Below are 17,372 nucleotides of genomic sequence, written 5' to 3'. Positions count from 1 at the left end.
AAACGAATCCATGCTTCTGAAGATTATATTTATGAGTTGAGGTATCGGGCAAAAAAATCTTTTCTGCAGTTATCCTGAAAAAATATGAATAAAGAACATCATAATTATACAAGGATAGGTTTGAAATGAACCGTGAATAAAATTTGGAGAGTTATCGATGATACTGGGAATATGTGAACCTATAACTCCACATTATTATCATTTTTAACATAGTTTTCAAATTAAAATTATTACTTATCTTAGCAAGAAATGGGTGGGGATTAAACACAACTAACCGCTTTTCAATGAAAAAAAATCATCTGCAAAAAAAATATGTTGATAACTTTCAGGAAACCCCTTGAAATAATAATGCCTAACTAAATTCGCCTTGTGCCAGTTTTTCTTTAAGTTTTCTTGCAGGTTCAAAATCTGGATCCACTTCTAGGGATTTATTCAGACAGTTTAAAGCTTTTTCATGTTCTCCTAACTGTATAAAAACAGCGCCTTTACCATACCACGAACGAATCTCATTAGGATCCAGCTCTAAAACCTTATTAAAGCAATCTAACGCTTTTTTATTTTTATTGAGAGTCCCATAAATCGATCCCATATTGTTCCATACACTTGAATTTTCAGGATTCAACTCTAAAACGCGATTATAACACCCCAACGCTTCTTCATACTTTTTCAAAACCTTTAAAATTACGGCTTTATTATAAAGAGCATTTTCAAATTTATCATCTAACTCAACCGCCTTATCAAAACAATCAATTGCTTCGTTGAAGTTACCCAATTTTCTAAGAGCATTCCCCTTATTATACCAGGCCCGGGAAAAACTGGGATTTAAATCTAAAGCCTTATTATAACAAGAAAGGGCTTGGTCATTTCTATCAAGATCAATAAGAGCATTCCCTTTATTGTACCATACTTCGGGCAAACTTGAATCTAACTCCAAAGCTTTATCATAACAAACAATAGACTCTTCATATTTTCCAAGCTTTTTAAGAACAATCCCTTTAAGACTTAATGCCTTGAAATAATGAGGATCCACCTCTATAATCTCATTAAGAATTTCTAAAGCTTCTTGATAATTACCCTGATCTTCACAATCATCAGCCTTTTTAAATAACTTTCTCTTCTTAAAATCACCAAATACCATCATAACCACCTTAAAATAATATTATATTCAAGTATTAAAAGTTATTATTTAACTTAAAAAGAATAATATGTAAAATAATCAGTTATAAATTGCTAAATTTTTCACTGATTTAAAAATTTAGAAGTTTTTTAAAACTTCTTGAGGTTCTTAATAATTTTTATTACTTTCAAGTTTTAAAGCCTTTTTAAAGCATTCTAACGCTTTTTCATTATCTCCACGTTTTTCATAGATAATGCCTTTGTTATACCACACATTTGCATTATTAAGATCCAGATTTAAAATTTCCGCGAAAGAATTCAGCGCATCATCATATTTTTCAAGTTCCATAAAAGTAATAGCTTGATTAAATCTAGCCTGAATGTTTTTAGGATTTAATTTTAATGCCCTATTTAGGCATTCCAGCTCTTCAAAGTATCTTTTAAGTTTTCCAAGTGCAACACCTTTATTAACTAAAGCATTAAAGTATTGAGGATCTAATTCTAAAGTTTTATCATAATACTTAAGTGATTCTTTATCTTTACCACGTCTCTGAAATATGAGGCCTTTATTATACCATGCATCTACATACATTGGATTTACTTCTAAAGCTTCATCAAAACATTTAAGTGCTTCCAAATATTTTTCAAAGCCCATAAAAACAATACCCTTATTAAATAATGCTTTAAAATGTTTTGAATCCAACTTCAAAGCAATATTCAAAGATTCTAATTGTTCCTCATATCTTCCAAGCTTCCCCAGTGCAAAGGCTTTATCATTCCATGCATCCACATCTTCAGGATTAATATTCAACGCTTTTTGTAAACAATTTAACTCTTCATCATATTTTCCAATCCTTCCCAAGGAAATACCCTTATTATACAAAGCCAAAAAATGATCTGAATCCAAATCTAGAACTTTATCATAAAATTTAATGGCATCCACATCTTCACCTTTAGAAGCCAGATTTACCCCTTTCTGAAGCAAAAAGTTTTTATTCTTCTCTTTTTTAAAGAACATCAACCAAATACCGCCTTAACTCTTATTTCACTGCATTATTCGTGGTTTTTAAGTTCTACCAGTCATTTTATTGTAATAATCAACTATCACTTCACCTGTAACGGCTAATGGATATGTACCGGTTTCAATACTTAAAATTAGACCGTTTTCAGCTGCACTACCCACTTCTCCTCTTTTTAAAGCATTGACAAATTCATCCCAATCTTCATGAATCTTTTCACCCCAATTTTTATAGTCGTCATTAGTTCGAGGATCGCCAGGGATTCCACCTAACCCTGCTACATTATCAATTATATCTTGTACACCATTGAAATCTCCTTTTTCAGCTTTTTCTTTTATTTCTTTTCTTATATCTTTATAATCTTCAGAATCAGATATTTCAATTATCAGATTAACTCCTTTCCAATAATCTTCTTGGAGTATTTCTGGTGTTAATGGGTTTCCATCACCATGTAAAACTGATTGAAGAGTATAAATTGTTAGGGGAAGTAATTCTGGAGAAATTAAGGTACCTTCTAGTGTGTAAACTGTTTGAGGATATTCATTAGGATATTTCACTGTTAAATACACTCCAACCAAAGACACAGCAACAGCTAAACCAACAACTCCTGCCCTACTCACAGTTAACTCAATAGCCGCAAAGTCAGCTACAAACGCGTCAATAACGCCATCAGCAGCAGCTAAAACAGAATCAATCGTTACTGGAACACCTTCCCCAAGATTAATAGTACCATATTGAGAGAGTAAACCAAGTAAAGCCGGGCCTGAAACAATTAACCCATTATATGTTCCATTTCCAATGACTTCTCCATTGACCAGTATTCCAGCATGTCCATTGTAGTCCACATCGTTACCTGTGACGTTACTATTGGCTCCGTTGACGATTATTCCAGAACCCACATTGTAAAGTACAGTGTTCCCGGTGATTGTTGCACCATCACCAGTCACGCAGATTCCATTACCATAATTACCTGCTACGGTGTTATTAGTGAAAGTTGGATTGTTACCACTAATTGCTATTCCAATTCCGCCGTTATCATAAACATCAAGACCTGCGAGTGTTATGTTGTTTCCATGCACCCAGAGTCCAGTTCCACCATAGGATGTATAACATTATCACTCGTAATGATTGGTTTTTTAATATAACTATCACTAAAAATATCCATAATGACCACCATATCAATACCTTAATATGTATTATGTAATTCCAATTACAATATGGAGTCACTAAAATGTTGGTACTGGGAATATGCGGAAGTCCAAGGAAACAGTCAACTGACTATGTTTTAAGGGAATCCCTGAATATGATGGAAGAAATGGGTTTTGAAACGGAATTTTTCGGTGTTCGTGGGAAAAACCTGAGCCCATGCAGACACTGCGATTACTGTATCCGTAACAAGGAGTGTGTTGTAAAGGATGACATGTACGAAGTTTATCCCCTTATAAAAGAGGCAGATGGACTTATAATGGCCACTCCAATATACAACGGAGGATTGAGTGCCCAGCTGAAAACTGTTATGGACAGGTGCCGGGCCCTTGGGGCTGAAGATGTGGATTACCTTCGCTACAAGGTGGGTATGGGAATATCTGTAGGTGGAGATAGATCTGGAGGTCAAGAACTTGCAATGCAACAGATAATCACCTATTACATCCTAAGTGGTGCCATACCTGTTGGTGGGGGTTCCTTCGGCGCAAACATCGGTGCGAACTTCTGGTCCAGGGACAGTCTCCAGGGAGTTAAGGATGATGAAGAGGGTTGGAGAAGCCTCAGAAAAACTGTGAAACATTTTGCAGATTTCCTTAGGGTTTACAAATAGTTTAAGATTAAAAAATTAAGTTCATAACATGGACTTAAATCTTATTTTAACCTTTAAAACCCATTTAATCAATAATTTCATATAAGAAATGTTACAAATAAATACACAATGGCAAGAACATGGATTCTGAAGTTCATTGAGCAGAATATGTTTATTTGTACCTTAAATTGTTATAAAGGTTTTAAATAGTTTAATAAGAATTTTTTAAGACTAAATGAGGTCTCGGAAAAGACCAATTAAAAAGTAGTTAACTTTAATAGAATGATTCATGCCATAATTAATTAAGAGTTAGTGGAGTGTGTCTTATGACTGATTCAATTGAAGGCCCGGAATACAAGTTGAAAATAGGGGATAAATCCATCTTACTGGATTACAAAAAGTTCATGCTTTTAAAAGGTACCCAAGAATATGGTTCCATAACCAAATCAGCAAAAGAAATAGGCATTCCATACCGTACTGCCCTTAAATATATAGAAAATCTTGAAAAAGATATGGGAACATCTATTGTTGCAAGTAAACGCGGGGGAAAAGGTGGTGGAGGTAGCAGTCAGCTCACAAGTGTGGGTAAAATGATTACAAGGGAGTATACGAAATTCAGCATCATCCTGAAAAAACACTCCGATGTAAATGAGGTAGAGGGCAAAGTTGCAGAGATCGATTCAGATAACAGGATCATGAAGATATCTCTTAACCGTGAAATTGTTATTCTACCCATAATTGAAGATCTGAATATTGGAGACGAAGTTCTGCTTTTAATAAGTCCAGAAGAGATATTTATAATGCTTGAACCCCATGAATCCAGTGTTAGAAATATATTTGAAGGCAAAATAATAGAGATGGGATTCCAAAATGAAATGGTTCGAATTAAAGTAGCAATAGACAAAGATATAAGTTTATTTGCAGATATTACAGAATATTCCCGGGACAAATTGGGTTTAAATCTAGGTAATAACATTTTCATAGGATTTAAAGCCACTTCCGTACCTGTGATCAAAATATGAGTAAAAGAAAAGATGAGTTATAACTTATAAGTTAGAAGGTAGAACTTATAACTTATAATTAAAACTACATTAAAATCATTTAAAGACCAAACAAAGCATTTATATAGGTTTAATGTGAAAGAAAAAAAGAAGGTTATAACTTAAAAGTTATAAGTTGTAATTCATTTTTTTGTTGTGAGGCCCGAAAATGAAGGTAGTTGTGGATAAGGATAAATGCACGGGATGCGGAAAATGCAGGGAAATGTGTCCTAAGGGATTTAAAATCTGGAATATAGGTCCAAATAAAAAGGCGAAAGCATCTAACTTAAGATTTTGCCACGTCTGCACAATATGCGCAGGTGTGTGCCCAACGAAGGCAATACAAGTAATAAGGGATAGGGAAGAAGATGAGAAAGAAGGAACTAATGAGAAAAACCTCTGAAACTGATATAAAAATCTCTTTAAACCTTGATGGAAATGGAAACTCAGACGTGAGTACTGGAATTGAATTTTTCGACCACATGCTGAACTCTTTTACAAAACATGGCTTTTTCAACCTTGAAGTTAAAGCAGAAGGGGATATTGGGGTTGACGACCATCACACAGTTGAGGACGTTGGAATACTCCTTGGAAATGTGTTTAAGGAGGCCATTGGAGATAAAAGAGGTATTAAAAGGATGTCCCATGCAATCATCCCTATGGATGATGCTCTTGCAACTGTGGCCATAGACATAAGTGGTAGAAGTTATGCTGTAATGAATTTCACATTCAAAAAAGCTAAAGTAGGAGATTTAAGTACTGAGAACGTTGAACACTTCTTTGAATCCTTTGCAAACTCTGCTGGAATAAATATCAACGCCAAGGCAGAGGGAGAAAACGATCACCACAAAATAGAAGCTCTTTTCAAGGCATTTGCACGGGCTTTAAGTGATGCATCCCACGTGGAGCATGATACCATACCAAGCACCAAGGGTGTTCTGTAGACTTTGAACTCCATATCCAAATGAAGTTAAACTCCTTAAAAGGTTATTTAAATGAACGATAATTTGAAAATGAACTTTAGCAAATTATTTCAAGTCATAATAACCATTTTAATAATTTTTATAGTCATCGATATCGTAATGCTCCTTGCATTAACCTTCTTCAACCTCAAAACTAGCACCACCTACTTAATATTGAGGTTTGACTTATTAGTTTCTTCACTGACATTTTTAATATTTTTAATAAGTTTAAAGAACTCCAAAGATAAAAAAACGTTTTTAAAGGAAAACTGGATACTCATTTTAGCGGCCTTCCCTATTATTTTCATTTTCTGGGGTTTAAAAGGACTTTACATTGCTACATTCATCATGCCTGCCTTCAACCTCGTTAAGATCTACTCCATGGTAAGAACTATTAGTAAGATAGGCAGTAAATTCCTTAAATTTTCAAAAGAAACTGGATTAGGTTATGGAATAATCATAGTCACCTCAGTATTCTTTCTTGGTTCTATAGCTTTCTTTTTTGTAGAAAGTGGGGTGAACCCAAATCTACATGGATTTGAAGATGCCCTATGGTACATGATGGTAAGCATGACAACAACTGGATACGGGGACATAGTACCTGTAACTGGAATAGGCAAGATAATAGGTAGCATAGCCATGCTAACTGGTGTAGGATTTGCAAGTTACGCAACAGCATCCGTTGCAAGCATGATCTTCCAGCAGCTCAGGAAAGAAAGGGATAAAGAAACTGAACAACTTAAAAAACTGAGTAAAACGTACCGGGGCGAAAGAAAAGCTGATGATGAAGAGATAAAGGAACTTTTAAGGGATATTCTTCAAAGGATGGATGAAAAGGATAAAAAAGAATTTTAATATTTTATGTGACCCTAACTACTCAAAATTACCCTTAAATTGGTTGGAGTTTTATAAATAGTATTAAATACATAAAAAATGGATCGTTAGAGAAAAAAAAGAGGGTGATTTTAAATTGAAAGTTTTGATTGCATGTTACTCATACGGTGGCAACACATTAAAGGTTGCTGAGGAGCTTAAAAAAAATTTAGATGGAGATTTAACAAAAATAGAACCTGTAAAAGATAGATTTTACCTTTTAAAGGGTTGGGGTGCTTTGAGAGAACAGCGTGCAGCCATCAAGCCATGCACAACTGACATGAGTGATTATGATGCTCTGGTGGTCTGCTGCCCAGTGTGGGCTGGAAAATCACCTGCTGGACTTAATCAATACCTTGATGAACTTCAGAACGTTGAAGGTAAAAAATTAGGGGCTTTTGTGACCATGGGAGGTAATGGAAATCAAAAAGCCACCATCCAGATAAGAGAAGCTCTTGCAGAAAGAGGAATGGAATTTCTGGGCCAGATGAAGATTTCAGGCAAGGATTTAAAGTCAGGTAATTACAACGAGATGGTTGAAACCTTCGCGAAAAAGTTTCAGGATGCTTAAAAAAGAAAAGAATCATTTTATTGGTGGAATTTAATGAAACCCCTGTTTACAATCATGCTTTCAATTTTTGAAGCCCCAAAAGTTAGGGTGGTTCCAAAGTTGAATAATGATACTGGCAAAACACTCATTCAAACTGTTAGTAAGTCCAGTTTTACGCCTTCCAACTCCTACATCATCACTTCAAAAAACGGAAGCGTGATTGTGGTTGATCCTACTTCAATGCCAAGTGAAGAGGAACTGGACCTGAGGCCAGATGTTATAACTGTTACACATCCTCATTCAGACCATCTTGACCCTGCATTCCTAAACAGACATGACTGCAGAAAATCCATCTCCCAAGTGGAAAGTTTTGATCTGGGTGATGTGCACATCTACAGTATAGCATCATCCCACAGGGGCAGTCATATTAGCGTTAAAAATCCTTCAAATGTTATCTACGTGTTTGAGGTTGATGGACTGCGCATTGCACATATGGGTGATATAGGGCAGGACCACCTTACAGTGCAACAGTTGGAATCCCTAGGTAAAATCGATGTTGCATTCATGCAGTTTTCCAACCCATTTTCAGGAATGTTCTATTCAGATAAGGGATTCAATGTTATTGAGGAGCTCAAACCCCAGATCATCATCCCCACACATTCCAATCCCCGTTCAACCCGTAAAATTGGTAAAATGCTTGGTAAACTTGAAATCCTTGAGAACAGTTTTGCTGTCAGTCCCCAAGATCTGGATGGTGGTCAGAGAAAGGTTGTTTGGTTGAAGAACACCTTGAAATATTGATTTTAGTACTTAGAGACTGAAAAAAGAATTAATCCATATCGTTTAATCAGTAAAAAGTTTTGAATATCTCTTCAAAATCAATTCCTTGGATTTTCTCATTTTTATACTCAGAATAAATGTCTTCCTTACCTTTAACAAGTTCTTCAGATTTTACTCCGTGTTTTATGGATAGGGATGCTTCAATAAAAGCTGCAAGTTTATCACATTCTTCTAAAAGTTTTCCATCCAACGGACTGAACTCATTATTATTATATTCTTTCGATATTTCTGTAACAGATTTAATCTCGTTTTTTTCGATTATCTTATTGTTAAATTCATCCTCTGTAAAGTACCTCATTTCACTTCTCCATATTTTAGGAAGAAGGGTTAGAAGTTTTTCTTCCATTTTCTGTTTTTCATAACCTTTTATAACCTCATCCAAGTCTGCAACTTTTTTTACTGGTGAGATTATGTCTTTTGTAAGAACTTCAGGTAGGTCATGAAAAAGAGCACTGAAATAGTTATTGTAAAATCTCTTGTTGCATGCTTTATCATTCATTTCCATTGTGCAGATATAAGAGAGGATTGCAACAATCAGCATGTGCCCTAAAACAGATGTTTCAGGTATTCTTGGTGTACGTGCCCATCTTTTCTGGAATCTAAGCTGACCACAGAGGTCTATAAATCCAAAGGATTTTTTTTCAAGGGAAATTTTCTGAACACCTATTAAATCATAATGATCCTCAATTTGGTCTTCAATATTCTTTTTGGTCTCTTCAATACCGTAGATAAAAGGTGCGGTATGATATATTATTTTAAATTCCCAGTTAGTTGCTAAATAATGTGCTGCACGAAGTATACGGCGTTCAATATCCATTTCATGAGGATTAGAGAAGTAATCCTGAAATCTTTGTCCAAATCCCTTGTTCAAACCCTTAAGATCATTTTTCAACTCTTTGAAAACGTATTCGTCCATTTGTTTACGCGTTTCGGGATTTTCTCTCATTTGATGAAAAACAGGTGCTTTGATGTCGGTTAAAACCAGACGCTGCAGAAACTCAAATATGCCCGCTTCAATTAGGTACCTCCAGTCAATAGGATCATCCCGCCTGTCTTCTTCAGATTTAGCCAATAAGTAAGCTATTATCATTTTATGGGCCTGTTTATCCAGTTCTGTTAATTCTACAGGTCTTATGTGATCGTTCCAGCGCTGCATGCTGGCTGCTTTTGTGAACCTTTCGGTCAGTCGGGCTATACTGGCTTCTTTTTTCATAACTATCCGTTCATATAATGATGAGGATTAATAAGATAAGTTAAATTTGTAATCATTCCTTAAATTTTTAATCTCATCAATCGCAACATCCTGAAGCTTTCTAATTTGGAAAGTGATCTTCCTAATTTCTCGTCTTTTTAATGTTAACTCTTCATTCATTTCATTTAATTTGTAGTAATGTAACTCTTTATCAGATCCTTTAACTTCACCTATTTCTATATCCTTAATTAAACTCCTTACACTTCTTGAAAGTCGAAAAAGCTCTTGAGGTTCCCTAAATTCTCTCCGCAAAATGTCCAAATCAACTGAAATGTTTTTTAATACGTCCTCTTTAATATCAATATCTGGTTCCTTTTTAACTTCCGATAAGCGGTTTTCAATCGAATCCAACGTTTCCCAAGTATTTTCTATTTTAGATTCTCTTTCAGATTCTAACTTATTCATAAAAATGAGATAATGTTTGTAAATTTCCCTAAAATCATTTTCATTGCGTAAAAATGAATCCGTCTTATAAATACGCAAATCCTCATCCTTCTTAATAACTTTCAAGTTTCCATTCATAATAATATTTCTAACTTCTTCAATAGTAGTTTCATCTACCTTAATTTCGAGATATTTACTTGCATATTCCATAAAACGATCCGATTTGTACATGTAAAATAATTGCCCTTCTGTTTTAAGATGGAATTCTTTAACTAATTTAGGATGAGGTCCGAGTGTTTTCCCATTAAAACGCCACCACCAATCCTCTTTTTGATCATCAGTGATAAAAATAATAGGTTTTTCTTCTTTTTTGGCTTTATTAATAATTTGACACCATATAACTAAATCTCCATGCCCTTCATCTTTATACCCTGGAGGAATCTTATTTTCTTGCCTTTCATCACCTTTTTCATAAATACGGTTAAGCTTTTCCTGATCGCAAGAGTTACCCACCTTTCCCTTCAATAATTCTGTAAGTTCATCCCTCAATTCATCATTACTTATCAAGTTAGGATGCTTTTTTTCTGATCCACCAATTCCTGTTTTATTTCCTCAGAAACTTTTTCAATTTTATCAATTAAAGATCTGACATTTATAAAAGGATGTCTATTAAAACGTTTTAATCCTGTTTTGATATCAGAAATATTTTCATCAATAACCTCGTTTATTTCATCGTAAGCTTTTTTTTGTTGTTTAATAACATTTAAACGATTTTTTTGATATTCCAACGCAGCTTGATGAGGTATCCACAAACGAGAAGACACTTTATTTAATATTTGAATAAGTTTATCCCGAGTATCTGGAGAATAACGATAAATATTTAAAAGGATGTTAGCATCGAGAACAAAAATACACTTTTCCCATAAACAATCAAATTCTTCTTCTGTTGGAGTATAACAATATCGAAATGTCTCTCTCATTTAATCATCCCAATAGCGATATAAAACTAAAGTTATTAAGCAATGTTAATATGGTATTAATAATTAATAAAAAAATAAGCAGTCCTTTCGGACCGCTTGAGCGAACAAACTTACTGTGGTTTGTCCATTAAAGCTGTTTTTGAGACTGTAGTACCTTTTCCACTGTGAGGAGTCCTCAAAACAGTGTCGTTGGCTTTCTCAATTTCCCTTGCTTCCATAGCGAGTTTTGCTGCTGCGGAGAGCATTTCGTGAGCTGATGCAACGATTGGTATGTATTTTTCAGCTTCTTTGGTCATGAAGCATCCTTTAACGTCTATGTCAGCTACTTTTGCAGCTATTTCGTATGCTGCGAGTGCTTTTGCTTTTGCGTATGGGTTTGCAAAGCCAGCTGCTTCTACAGCTTTTTCAGCGCTGATGATGACTTTTGGTAATTCTATTGCATCACCGGCTTCTGCTGCAGCTATAACAGCGTCGAGGGTGTTCTGAACTACCCTGTATGCACCAGTTACTGCGAGTACTTTGAGTACGTCGGAGTTGAATGATGCCATTTCGGTTGGGTCGAGGAGCTCTCTCCTTGCACCGATCATTGGGTCAGCTTTCACGAGTATGTAACCGAGGCCCTGTTCATCCATTTCGTCTTTGGATCTGATACCTGGAGCGTCACCGACTATGATTGCTGGTATGTCCATTGCAGATAATAGATCCCTTGCTTTAGCTGGTCCTGGAGCACCTGGGTTAGGACTGATGAATACAACAAATTCTGGGTCAAAAGCAGATATCTTTGGTACTGCATCTTCGATCTGTTCTGGGTTCATCTTTGCGCCGGAACCCACGGTTCTTACATCTATGTTAGGTCTGTCTGCCCTCTCATCAAGTACTAAGTCAATTACAGGAGAGGTACCTATGTTACCGCATTTAATAACTCCTATTTTCACAACCATTATATCACCAAAGATGCTATCCCGATAATCAAATAAGTATTTTTTGATTTAATTTTCTAGGGCTAAGTTTTTATACCATGTCAAAAAGGGAGGATAAAAATGGGATAATTCCTATTTTAGAGGATTATTAAAATCTATTTTTTGTATTAAAACCCATTTCTAAAAATAAAAAATTAAACAATATTTTTAAGGGCTTTTAAAATGGGTGTTATTTGGGCTTTGAGATCTTGGAATTTTAGGCTCCTTATTCCTTTTAAATTTGTTTAGATCCATCTTCAAACTCCAGTGCAGAACGTGTGAAGTTGGATGCAAATCCCTGGCAGGCAGCAACATGGGTGTGCACGTAGCTTGCAACGGTGTTTTTAACCATCATCCCATCCTCCGAACCTGTGATACCACGGCCCCTCTGCATTTGGAAGGCAAATTCTGGTTTTACACCTTCTATATCAACCTTTGAGTAGTGGAATTCATGTCCACGGAATATTTCGCCCTCCTTAAGGGCGGGACTGTCCCTTGTTGCCCTTGCAATTGTGTAGCTGAGCCCCTGAACACGGGGCGTCATGCAGGATCTGTATGGGAAAACCCCACACATGGAACTGTCATCTATGGATTTTGTGAGGTACATGAGCCCCCCACATTCTACGTAAACTGGCCTTCCATCCTCACAGAACCTTTTAACCGAAACCCTCATGGATGAATTGGATTCCAGCTCCTTTTTAAATATCTCAGGGTAACCCCCACCTATGTAAAGTGCATCAACGTCTGGAAGTTCTTCATCATGAATAGGGCTGAAGTACACTATTTCTGCACTGTTGGCCTCCATTGCCTCGAGGTTTTCAGCGTAGTAAAATGTGAACACTTCATCCATTGCAACACCAATCTTAACCTTTCTTTTATTTTCAGTTAGCCAGAGCTTTTCCCTTCCCTCTGGAAGTTTACCAGAATCCTTCATTATGGAAACGAGTGCATCAAGATCAATGCTCTCCTCCATAACTGTTCCCCAGTGTTCTATGGATTTAAGGATGTTTTCACGTTCCACTGCAGGTACAAGGCCAAGATGTCTGGATTCAACACTTATCTCATCATCGCGGGGTATTCCACCTATAACTGGAGTTTCCGTGAGTTTTTCAATGGCTTCCTTGGCCTTCAGGTAGTGATTTCTGCCCTTAACCTGGTTGAGTATAACTCCCTGAACGTTTATCTTGGGATCAAGGGATTTGAATCCGAGAACAACGGCTGCGGCACTTCTAACCAAGCTTCGCGCATTCAGTATCAGAACAACAGGGGCGTTTAGGGTTTTTGCAATTGAAGCCGTGCTTCCAACATCTTCCACAGCACTCATACCTTCATAAAGTCCCCTTACTCCCTCTATGATCCCAAAGTCTGATTTGGATCGTCTCAGACCCTCTTCAAATGCGGTTTTGATCTGACCCTGGGACATGAAGAATGAATCCAGATTTCTTGACCTGTTACGGGTTGCAAGGGTGTGATAAGTGGGATCTATGTAATCAGGACCAACTTTAAATGGCTGAACCGTGTATTCATCTGATAATGCCTTCATTATCCCTGTTGAGATGGTTGTTTTTCCAACTGCACTTCCTGTTCCTGCAAGGACTATTCTCATGTTAATGGGTAGTACTGGCTGGTTTAAAAATTTGTTGGGAATAAAAAATTTTAAAAAGGTTCATTACTGAGAGTTTTTTAGTATTGGTTTGATTTTTTTAATTTATGCCTATGAAATAAGATATAAAAAAAGTTTAATTTTATTAGAAGATTTTCAGGATTTTATGATTCAAATAGTTCTAAAAAAGAAAAAAGATATAGGATTTAGTGGATTCATTTTTAAAAGGCTCCACCTCCACCTCCACCAAATCCTCCACCAACATCTCCAAATCCTCCCAGACCATCAAGGCCATTGGCTGAATTGGAGTTAAGTCCAGATGTCATTCCCATGTGCAGGGCAGAATCCAGAAGCATGTAGCCGCCGTAGTAATGGAAGAGGTAGATGTTGTTATCCTCAAGAACATTCCCTGGAAGGCTCATCTCCATTGCCTTTCTCACCTTATCAGCCACACCAAGAGCTGTGGCGTAGACAAGATACTTGTTCCAAACTGCAACTGATTCTGGAGGGTACTCCTTTATGAGGCTGAAGTCCTTGAGGTAGCGTTTGAAGTTCTTCCACTTGGCATCGTACTCTTCACCGTAGGTTGTCCATTGGCCAGCTATGCCTTCTGGAAGTTTCAAGGAAACTGCGGATATTATTCCCAGAACTATCGCTGCGTAGAGGGGGTACTGTGAGGAGGGTATGGAGTTGATGAAGGTGTAAACCCCAACCACACAGGCCAGTATAAGGCCTGCAACTGCATAGGCTTTCAAATAATTGTCACCCTTCCTGTTGAAAACCTCTTGCATCTGTCCATCAGTTAAAAACCTCTTTTTAAGGTCTGTTTCCCATTTCATGTAGGAGAATCTGAAGTCCTTGGCTGTGTCAGGATCTTCCAGTTCACTGCTCATATCCTCCAGAACGATGATTCCATCCCTTTCAAAACTCTTAAGGAGATCCAGAACATCCAGTTCAAAGTTTTCAAGTTTTGAAGCGTCCTTTTCATGGTTCACCTTGAGGTAGGTGCCCATGAAATCGTCCTTGAAGGATCCATCATCCTTGGACATCCTTCCAACTGATAGGTAGTTCCTGTTTATGAGATCCATTATTGTGGCACGGAAACCATCCATATCAGGTTCCCCGATACCCTTTGAAACCCCATGGACACATATGGCATTTACAAGTGCCGGAGGATCGTTGGTTGGAACGTCCCTCTCATACTCTGCCCTGTAATCTATCTTAGGTTCCCTTCCAAACTTCAGGTAGATAATCAGAGGTATGAACATTAAAATTATCAACAAGGCCACCAGGAAGTAGTTCAGATTGTTTTGAAGATTCAGAGAGTTCTGGTAGTCGTTCTGGATCTTTTCTATCTCCTGAAGGCCGTTCTGGTTTATGATCACAGCATTTTGAGGGTTGGCTGCAAACTGACTTCTGGGTATGGTCATCCTCACCTCAAAGAAGTCTCCAGGGCTCAATTTTCCTGTGGTCAGGTTGAAAACATTACCCTGCCACATGGATCCTTCAGCTGAGTAGGGAGGGTTCAACCAGTACTTTATTCCCTGACTTGATGCAACATGGACTGTGGCTGTTAACTGATCCACAGGAACATCCCAACCTTCACCCCAGAGTTTGTACTGCAGGTCTGCAACATCGTTGTACACCTTTATTCCCTTTAGAAAGTCGTACTCATATGTCACAGCAATATCCCCTCCATTTATTGGAGTGGTTTTCTGGGCATCTGAGAACAGATAAACTGTTATACGTTTTCCCTCATCAGTGTCTGTAACTGTGTAACGTGAGTAGGCACCAGTGGTGGATACCTTCAAGTTGGAGATGGACTGACCCTCTTTCAGGGGTATGTCCCTGTAAACTCCATGAGCTGTTCCAGAAAATGAGTAATGTATGAGCTCCTTCACGTGCAGTGCCCCGTTGCTTTGAACAAAAAGATCTGAATGGATGCTGGGTATTGAGTAGGATACATCATCACTTTCAGCATATGCTGCACCTGATACTGTTAAAAGTGAAATTAAAAGGAGAAAAATGAATGAAATTTGTTTTTTATCCATTTTATCCCTCTAAAATTCTACTTTTGGTGTTGTGGTTTCACTTTCAGCTACCTCGAAGAATTCAGCTTCTTTGAAGTTGAATGCGGATGCAAGTATGTTGCTTGGGAACATCTGGCACTTGTTGTTGTACATCAATACTGTGTCATTGTAGAACTGCCTTGAGTAGGCTATTTTATCCTCTGTCTGTGAGAGCTGAGCCTGCAGATCCCTGAAGTTCTCATTGGCCTTGAGTTCAGGGTAGTTTTCAGCCACTGCAAAGAGTGTTTTGAGTGCACCTGTTAATTGGTTGTTGGCCTCCTGATTTTCTGCAACGGTTTTTGCATTCATTAGGTTTGATCTTGCAGCTGTAACTTCTTCAAAAGTTGTTTTTTCGTGTTTAGCATAACCTTTTACAGTCTCAACCAGGTTTGGTATCAGATCGGTTCGCCTCTTAAGCTGAACATCGATCTGAGCCCATGCATTTTTAACCCTATTTCTAAGCTGTACAAGGCTGTTGTAAAGAACTACAACCCCTATTAAAATTAAAAGGATAATAACTCCAATTATAATCTCTATTATCATTTTATTTTCCCCTCTTTTGATGGATAAATTAAAAATTTTTGTTTAATCTGTTGTGTTATAATCTTTTGTAGGTTTTGGTTCATTAACTTTAACCTGAAAAAAAATGACTATGAAAAAAGTTGGATCAATTTCATTAACAAGCTTCCATATAAAATATAACAATGAACATTGAAAAAAAGCTTAAAGTATTGGGTGAATCTGCAAAGTACGACCGCTGTAACTACTCAAACTTCAATGTGGACAACTTCTTTTCAGAGAAGATACCGGGGATCTACAATGCAACGGGCGGAAATGGATGCACTGTGCCCCTGTTTAAGGTTTTGATGACTAACAGGTGTTCAAACGACTGCAGGTACTGTGTGAACCATAACAAGCACAAGTTCGACAGGGTTGAGTTCTCACCTGAAGAGGTAACCTCCATATTTCTTGATTACTACAACAACCGTTATGTTGAGGGTCTTTTTTTAAGTTCAGGAATTCCAGGTGATGCTGAAAATTCCATGGAGGACATGGTCGAGGTTGCAAGGAAGCTACGTATGGAACATGGGTACAAGGGTTATATACACCTTAAAATTCTCCCAGGAACATCTTACGACCTTTTGAAAAGGGCCATGACACTTGCAGACAGGGTGAGTATAAACATGGAGGCAGCAACCCCTGACAGCTTCGAAGAGCTTTCAAGCACCAAGAACTATCAGACCGACATCATAAGGCGGATGAAGTGGATCAAACGGCTTAACAACAGAAACCATGATCTTGCACCTGCAGGTCAGACAACCCAGTTCATAGTTGGTGCAACCTCTGAAACTGATGAGGAAATTCTTAAGAGGGTTGAATGGCTCTACAAGAAGATTGGAATCAAAAGGAGTTACTTCAGCCAGTTCAATGCCTTAAAAGACACTCCAATGGAGAACCATGAAGAACCTCATCCAAAAAGGACTTCAAGGCTTTACCAGGCCGATTACCTGGTTAACTCCTATGGTTTCAAGCTGGATGAGCTGGTATTTGAGGACAACGGCAACATGCAGGTTGAACAGGATCCTAAGTACTACGCTGCAGTTTCAAACATGGACAAATTTCCAGTTGAGGTTAATGAAGCATCCTACAGGGAGCTTTTAAGGGTTCCGGGTGTTGGGAAGTTATCTGCAAGGCGGATAATAGAATTGAGAAAGAGAGGAGTACATTTCAGCAGACTTCAAGAATTAAAAGAGCTTGGAGTGGTTGTTAATCGGGCAGAACCATTTATCAAGCTTCAAAGTTCCTATCAGACAACCCTCGGATTTTGAATGTTGGAAAAGTTTTTTAAAATTTTCTTGTATTTAATTGATTTTTTTATTTAATTTTGATCTAAAATTTGAATTAAAAAGAATTATTATTGTTTTCTATT

15 protein-coding genes and 2 pseudogenes are annotated in these 17,372 nt (G+C 37.2%); 8 read left to right on the top strand and 9 right to left on the bottom strand.

What is annotated here, in order from left to right; translation table 11 throughout:
- Positions 1–352: 352 nt before the first annotated feature.
- The 3 genes and pseudogenes from J2756_RS06190 to J2756_RS06180 all read right to left on the bottom strand — a co-directional run.
- Positions 353–1,138 (bottom strand): tetratricopeptide repeat protein, encoded by a 786-nt coding sequence (locus tag J2756_RS06190; RefSeq protein WP_209583680.1) that lies wholly within the window; start codon positions 1,136–1,138, stop codon positions 353–355.
- A gap of 147 nt (positions 1,139–1,285) precedes the next feature.
- Positions 1,286–2,134, bottom strand: a complete 849-nt coding sequence (locus tag J2756_RS06185; protein WP_209583678.1) for a tetratricopeptide repeat protein — start codon at positions 2,132–2,134, stop codon at positions 1,286–1,288.
- A gap of 48 nt (positions 2,135–2,182) precedes the next feature.
- A pseudogene (locus tag J2756_RS06180) lies at positions 2,183–3,220 on the bottom strand (right-handed parallel beta-helix repeat-containing protein); the annotation flags it as partial.
- Between the two features lie 146 nt (positions 3,221–3,366).
- Between J2756_RS06180 and J2756_RS06175 the strand changes: the two are divergent.
- The 7 genes from J2756_RS06175 (at position 3,367) to J2756_RS06145 (ending at position 8,156) form a co-directional block, all read left to right on the top strand.
- On the top strand, positions 3,367–3,951 hold the full coding sequence (locus J2756_RS06175) for a flavodoxin family protein (RefSeq protein ID WP_209583674.1): 585 nt from the start codon (positions 3,367–3,369) through the stop codon (positions 3,949–3,951).
- 305 nt (positions 3,952–4,256) lie between these two features.
- Positions 4,257–4,952 carry a TOBE domain-containing protein gene (locus tag J2756_RS06170; protein ID WP_209583672.1) on the top strand — a complete coding sequence of 232 codons (696 nt, stop codon included), beginning with the start codon at positions 4,257–4,259 and terminating at the stop codon, positions 4,950–4,952.
- Positions 4,953–5,139: 187 nt separating this feature from the next.
- On the top strand, positions 5,140–5,373 hold the full coding sequence (locus J2756_RS06165; protein ID WP_209583670.1) for a 4Fe-4S binding protein: 234 nt from the start codon (positions 5,140–5,142) through the stop codon (positions 5,371–5,373).
- A complete protein-coding gene (gene hisB, locus J2756_RS06160; RefSeq protein ID WP_209583668.1) occupies positions 5,339–5,914 on the top strand; it encodes an imidazoleglycerol-phosphate dehydratase HisB in 576 nt (191 codons plus the stop codon). The genes J2756_RS06165 and hisB overlap by 35 nt, the downstream gene beginning before the upstream one ends.
- A 51-nt stretch (positions 5,915–5,965) precedes the next feature.
- On the top strand, positions 5,966–6,787 hold the full coding sequence (locus J2756_RS06155) for a potassium channel family protein (RefSeq protein ID WP_209583666.1): 822 nt from the start codon (positions 5,966–5,968) through the stop codon (positions 6,785–6,787).
- Between the two features lie 115 nt (positions 6,788–6,902).
- A complete protein-coding gene (locus J2756_RS06150) occupies positions 6,903–7,376 on the top strand; it encodes a flavodoxin family protein (RefSeq protein ID WP_209583664.1) in 474 nt (157 codons plus the stop codon).
- A 33-nt stretch (positions 7,377–7,409) separates the two neighbouring features.
- Positions 7,410–8,156, top strand: coding sequence for an MBL fold metallo-hydrolase (locus J2756_RS06145; RefSeq protein ID WP_209583662.1), 747 nt, complete (start codon positions 7,410–7,412; stop codon positions 8,154–8,156).
- 46 nt (positions 8,157–8,202) lie between these two features.
- Here the strand turns inward: J2756_RS06145 and J2756_RS06140 are convergent, their stop codons facing one another.
- The 6 genes and pseudogenes from J2756_RS06140 to J2756_RS06110 form a co-directional block, all read right to left on the bottom strand.
- The gene (locus tag J2756_RS06140; protein WP_209583661.1) at positions 8,203–9,408 is read right to left on the bottom strand and encodes an HD domain-containing protein; all 1,206 of its coding nucleotides are present in this window, start codon (positions 9,406–9,408) and stop codon (positions 8,203–8,205) included.
- Positions 9,409–9,435: 27 nt separating this feature from the next.
- A pseudogene (locus tag J2756_RS06135) lies at positions 9,436–10,811 on the bottom strand (PIN domain-containing protein).
- 110 nt (positions 10,812–10,921) lie between these two features.
- Positions 10,922–11,752 (bottom strand): F420-dependent methylenetetrahydromethanopterin dehydrogenase, encoded by an 831-nt coding sequence (locus J2756_RS06125; RefSeq protein WP_209583655.1) that lies wholly within the window; start codon positions 11,750–11,752, stop codon positions 10,922–10,924.
- A gap of 253 nt (positions 11,753–12,005) precedes the next feature.
- A complete protein-coding gene (gene cfbB, locus J2756_RS06120) occupies positions 12,006–13,376 on the bottom strand; it encodes a Ni-sirohydrochlorin a,c-diamide synthase (protein WP_209583654.1) in 1,371 nt (456 codons plus the stop codon).
- 218 nt (positions 13,377–13,594) lie between these two features.
- Positions 13,595–15,424, bottom strand: coding sequence for a DUF2207 domain-containing protein (locus J2756_RS06115; RefSeq protein WP_209583652.1), 1,830 nt, complete (start codon positions 15,422–15,424; stop codon positions 13,595–13,597).
- Positions 15,425–15,433: 9 nt separating this feature from the next.
- Positions 15,434–15,985 (bottom strand): LemA family protein, encoded by a 552-nt coding sequence (locus tag J2756_RS06110; RefSeq protein ID WP_209583650.1) that lies wholly within the window; start codon positions 15,983–15,985, stop codon positions 15,434–15,436.
- A 161-nt stretch (positions 15,986–16,146) separates the two neighbouring features.
- Here J2756_RS06110 and J2756_RS06105 point away from each other — a divergent pair, with 161 nt between their 5' ends.
- Positions 16,147–17,271, top strand: coding sequence for a radical SAM protein (locus J2756_RS06105; protein ID WP_209583649.1), 1,125 nt, complete (start codon positions 16,147–16,149; stop codon positions 17,269–17,271).
- The last annotated feature ends 101 nt before the right edge of the window (positions 17,272–17,372 follow it).

The organism is Methanobacterium aggregans (assembly GCF_017874455.1).
GTDB classification, from domain to species: domain Archaea; phylum Methanobacteriota; class Methanobacteria; order Methanobacteriales; family Methanobacteriaceae; genus Methanobacterium_C; species Methanobacterium_C aggregans.
This window is presented reverse-complemented; position numbering and strand designations above follow the sequence as displayed.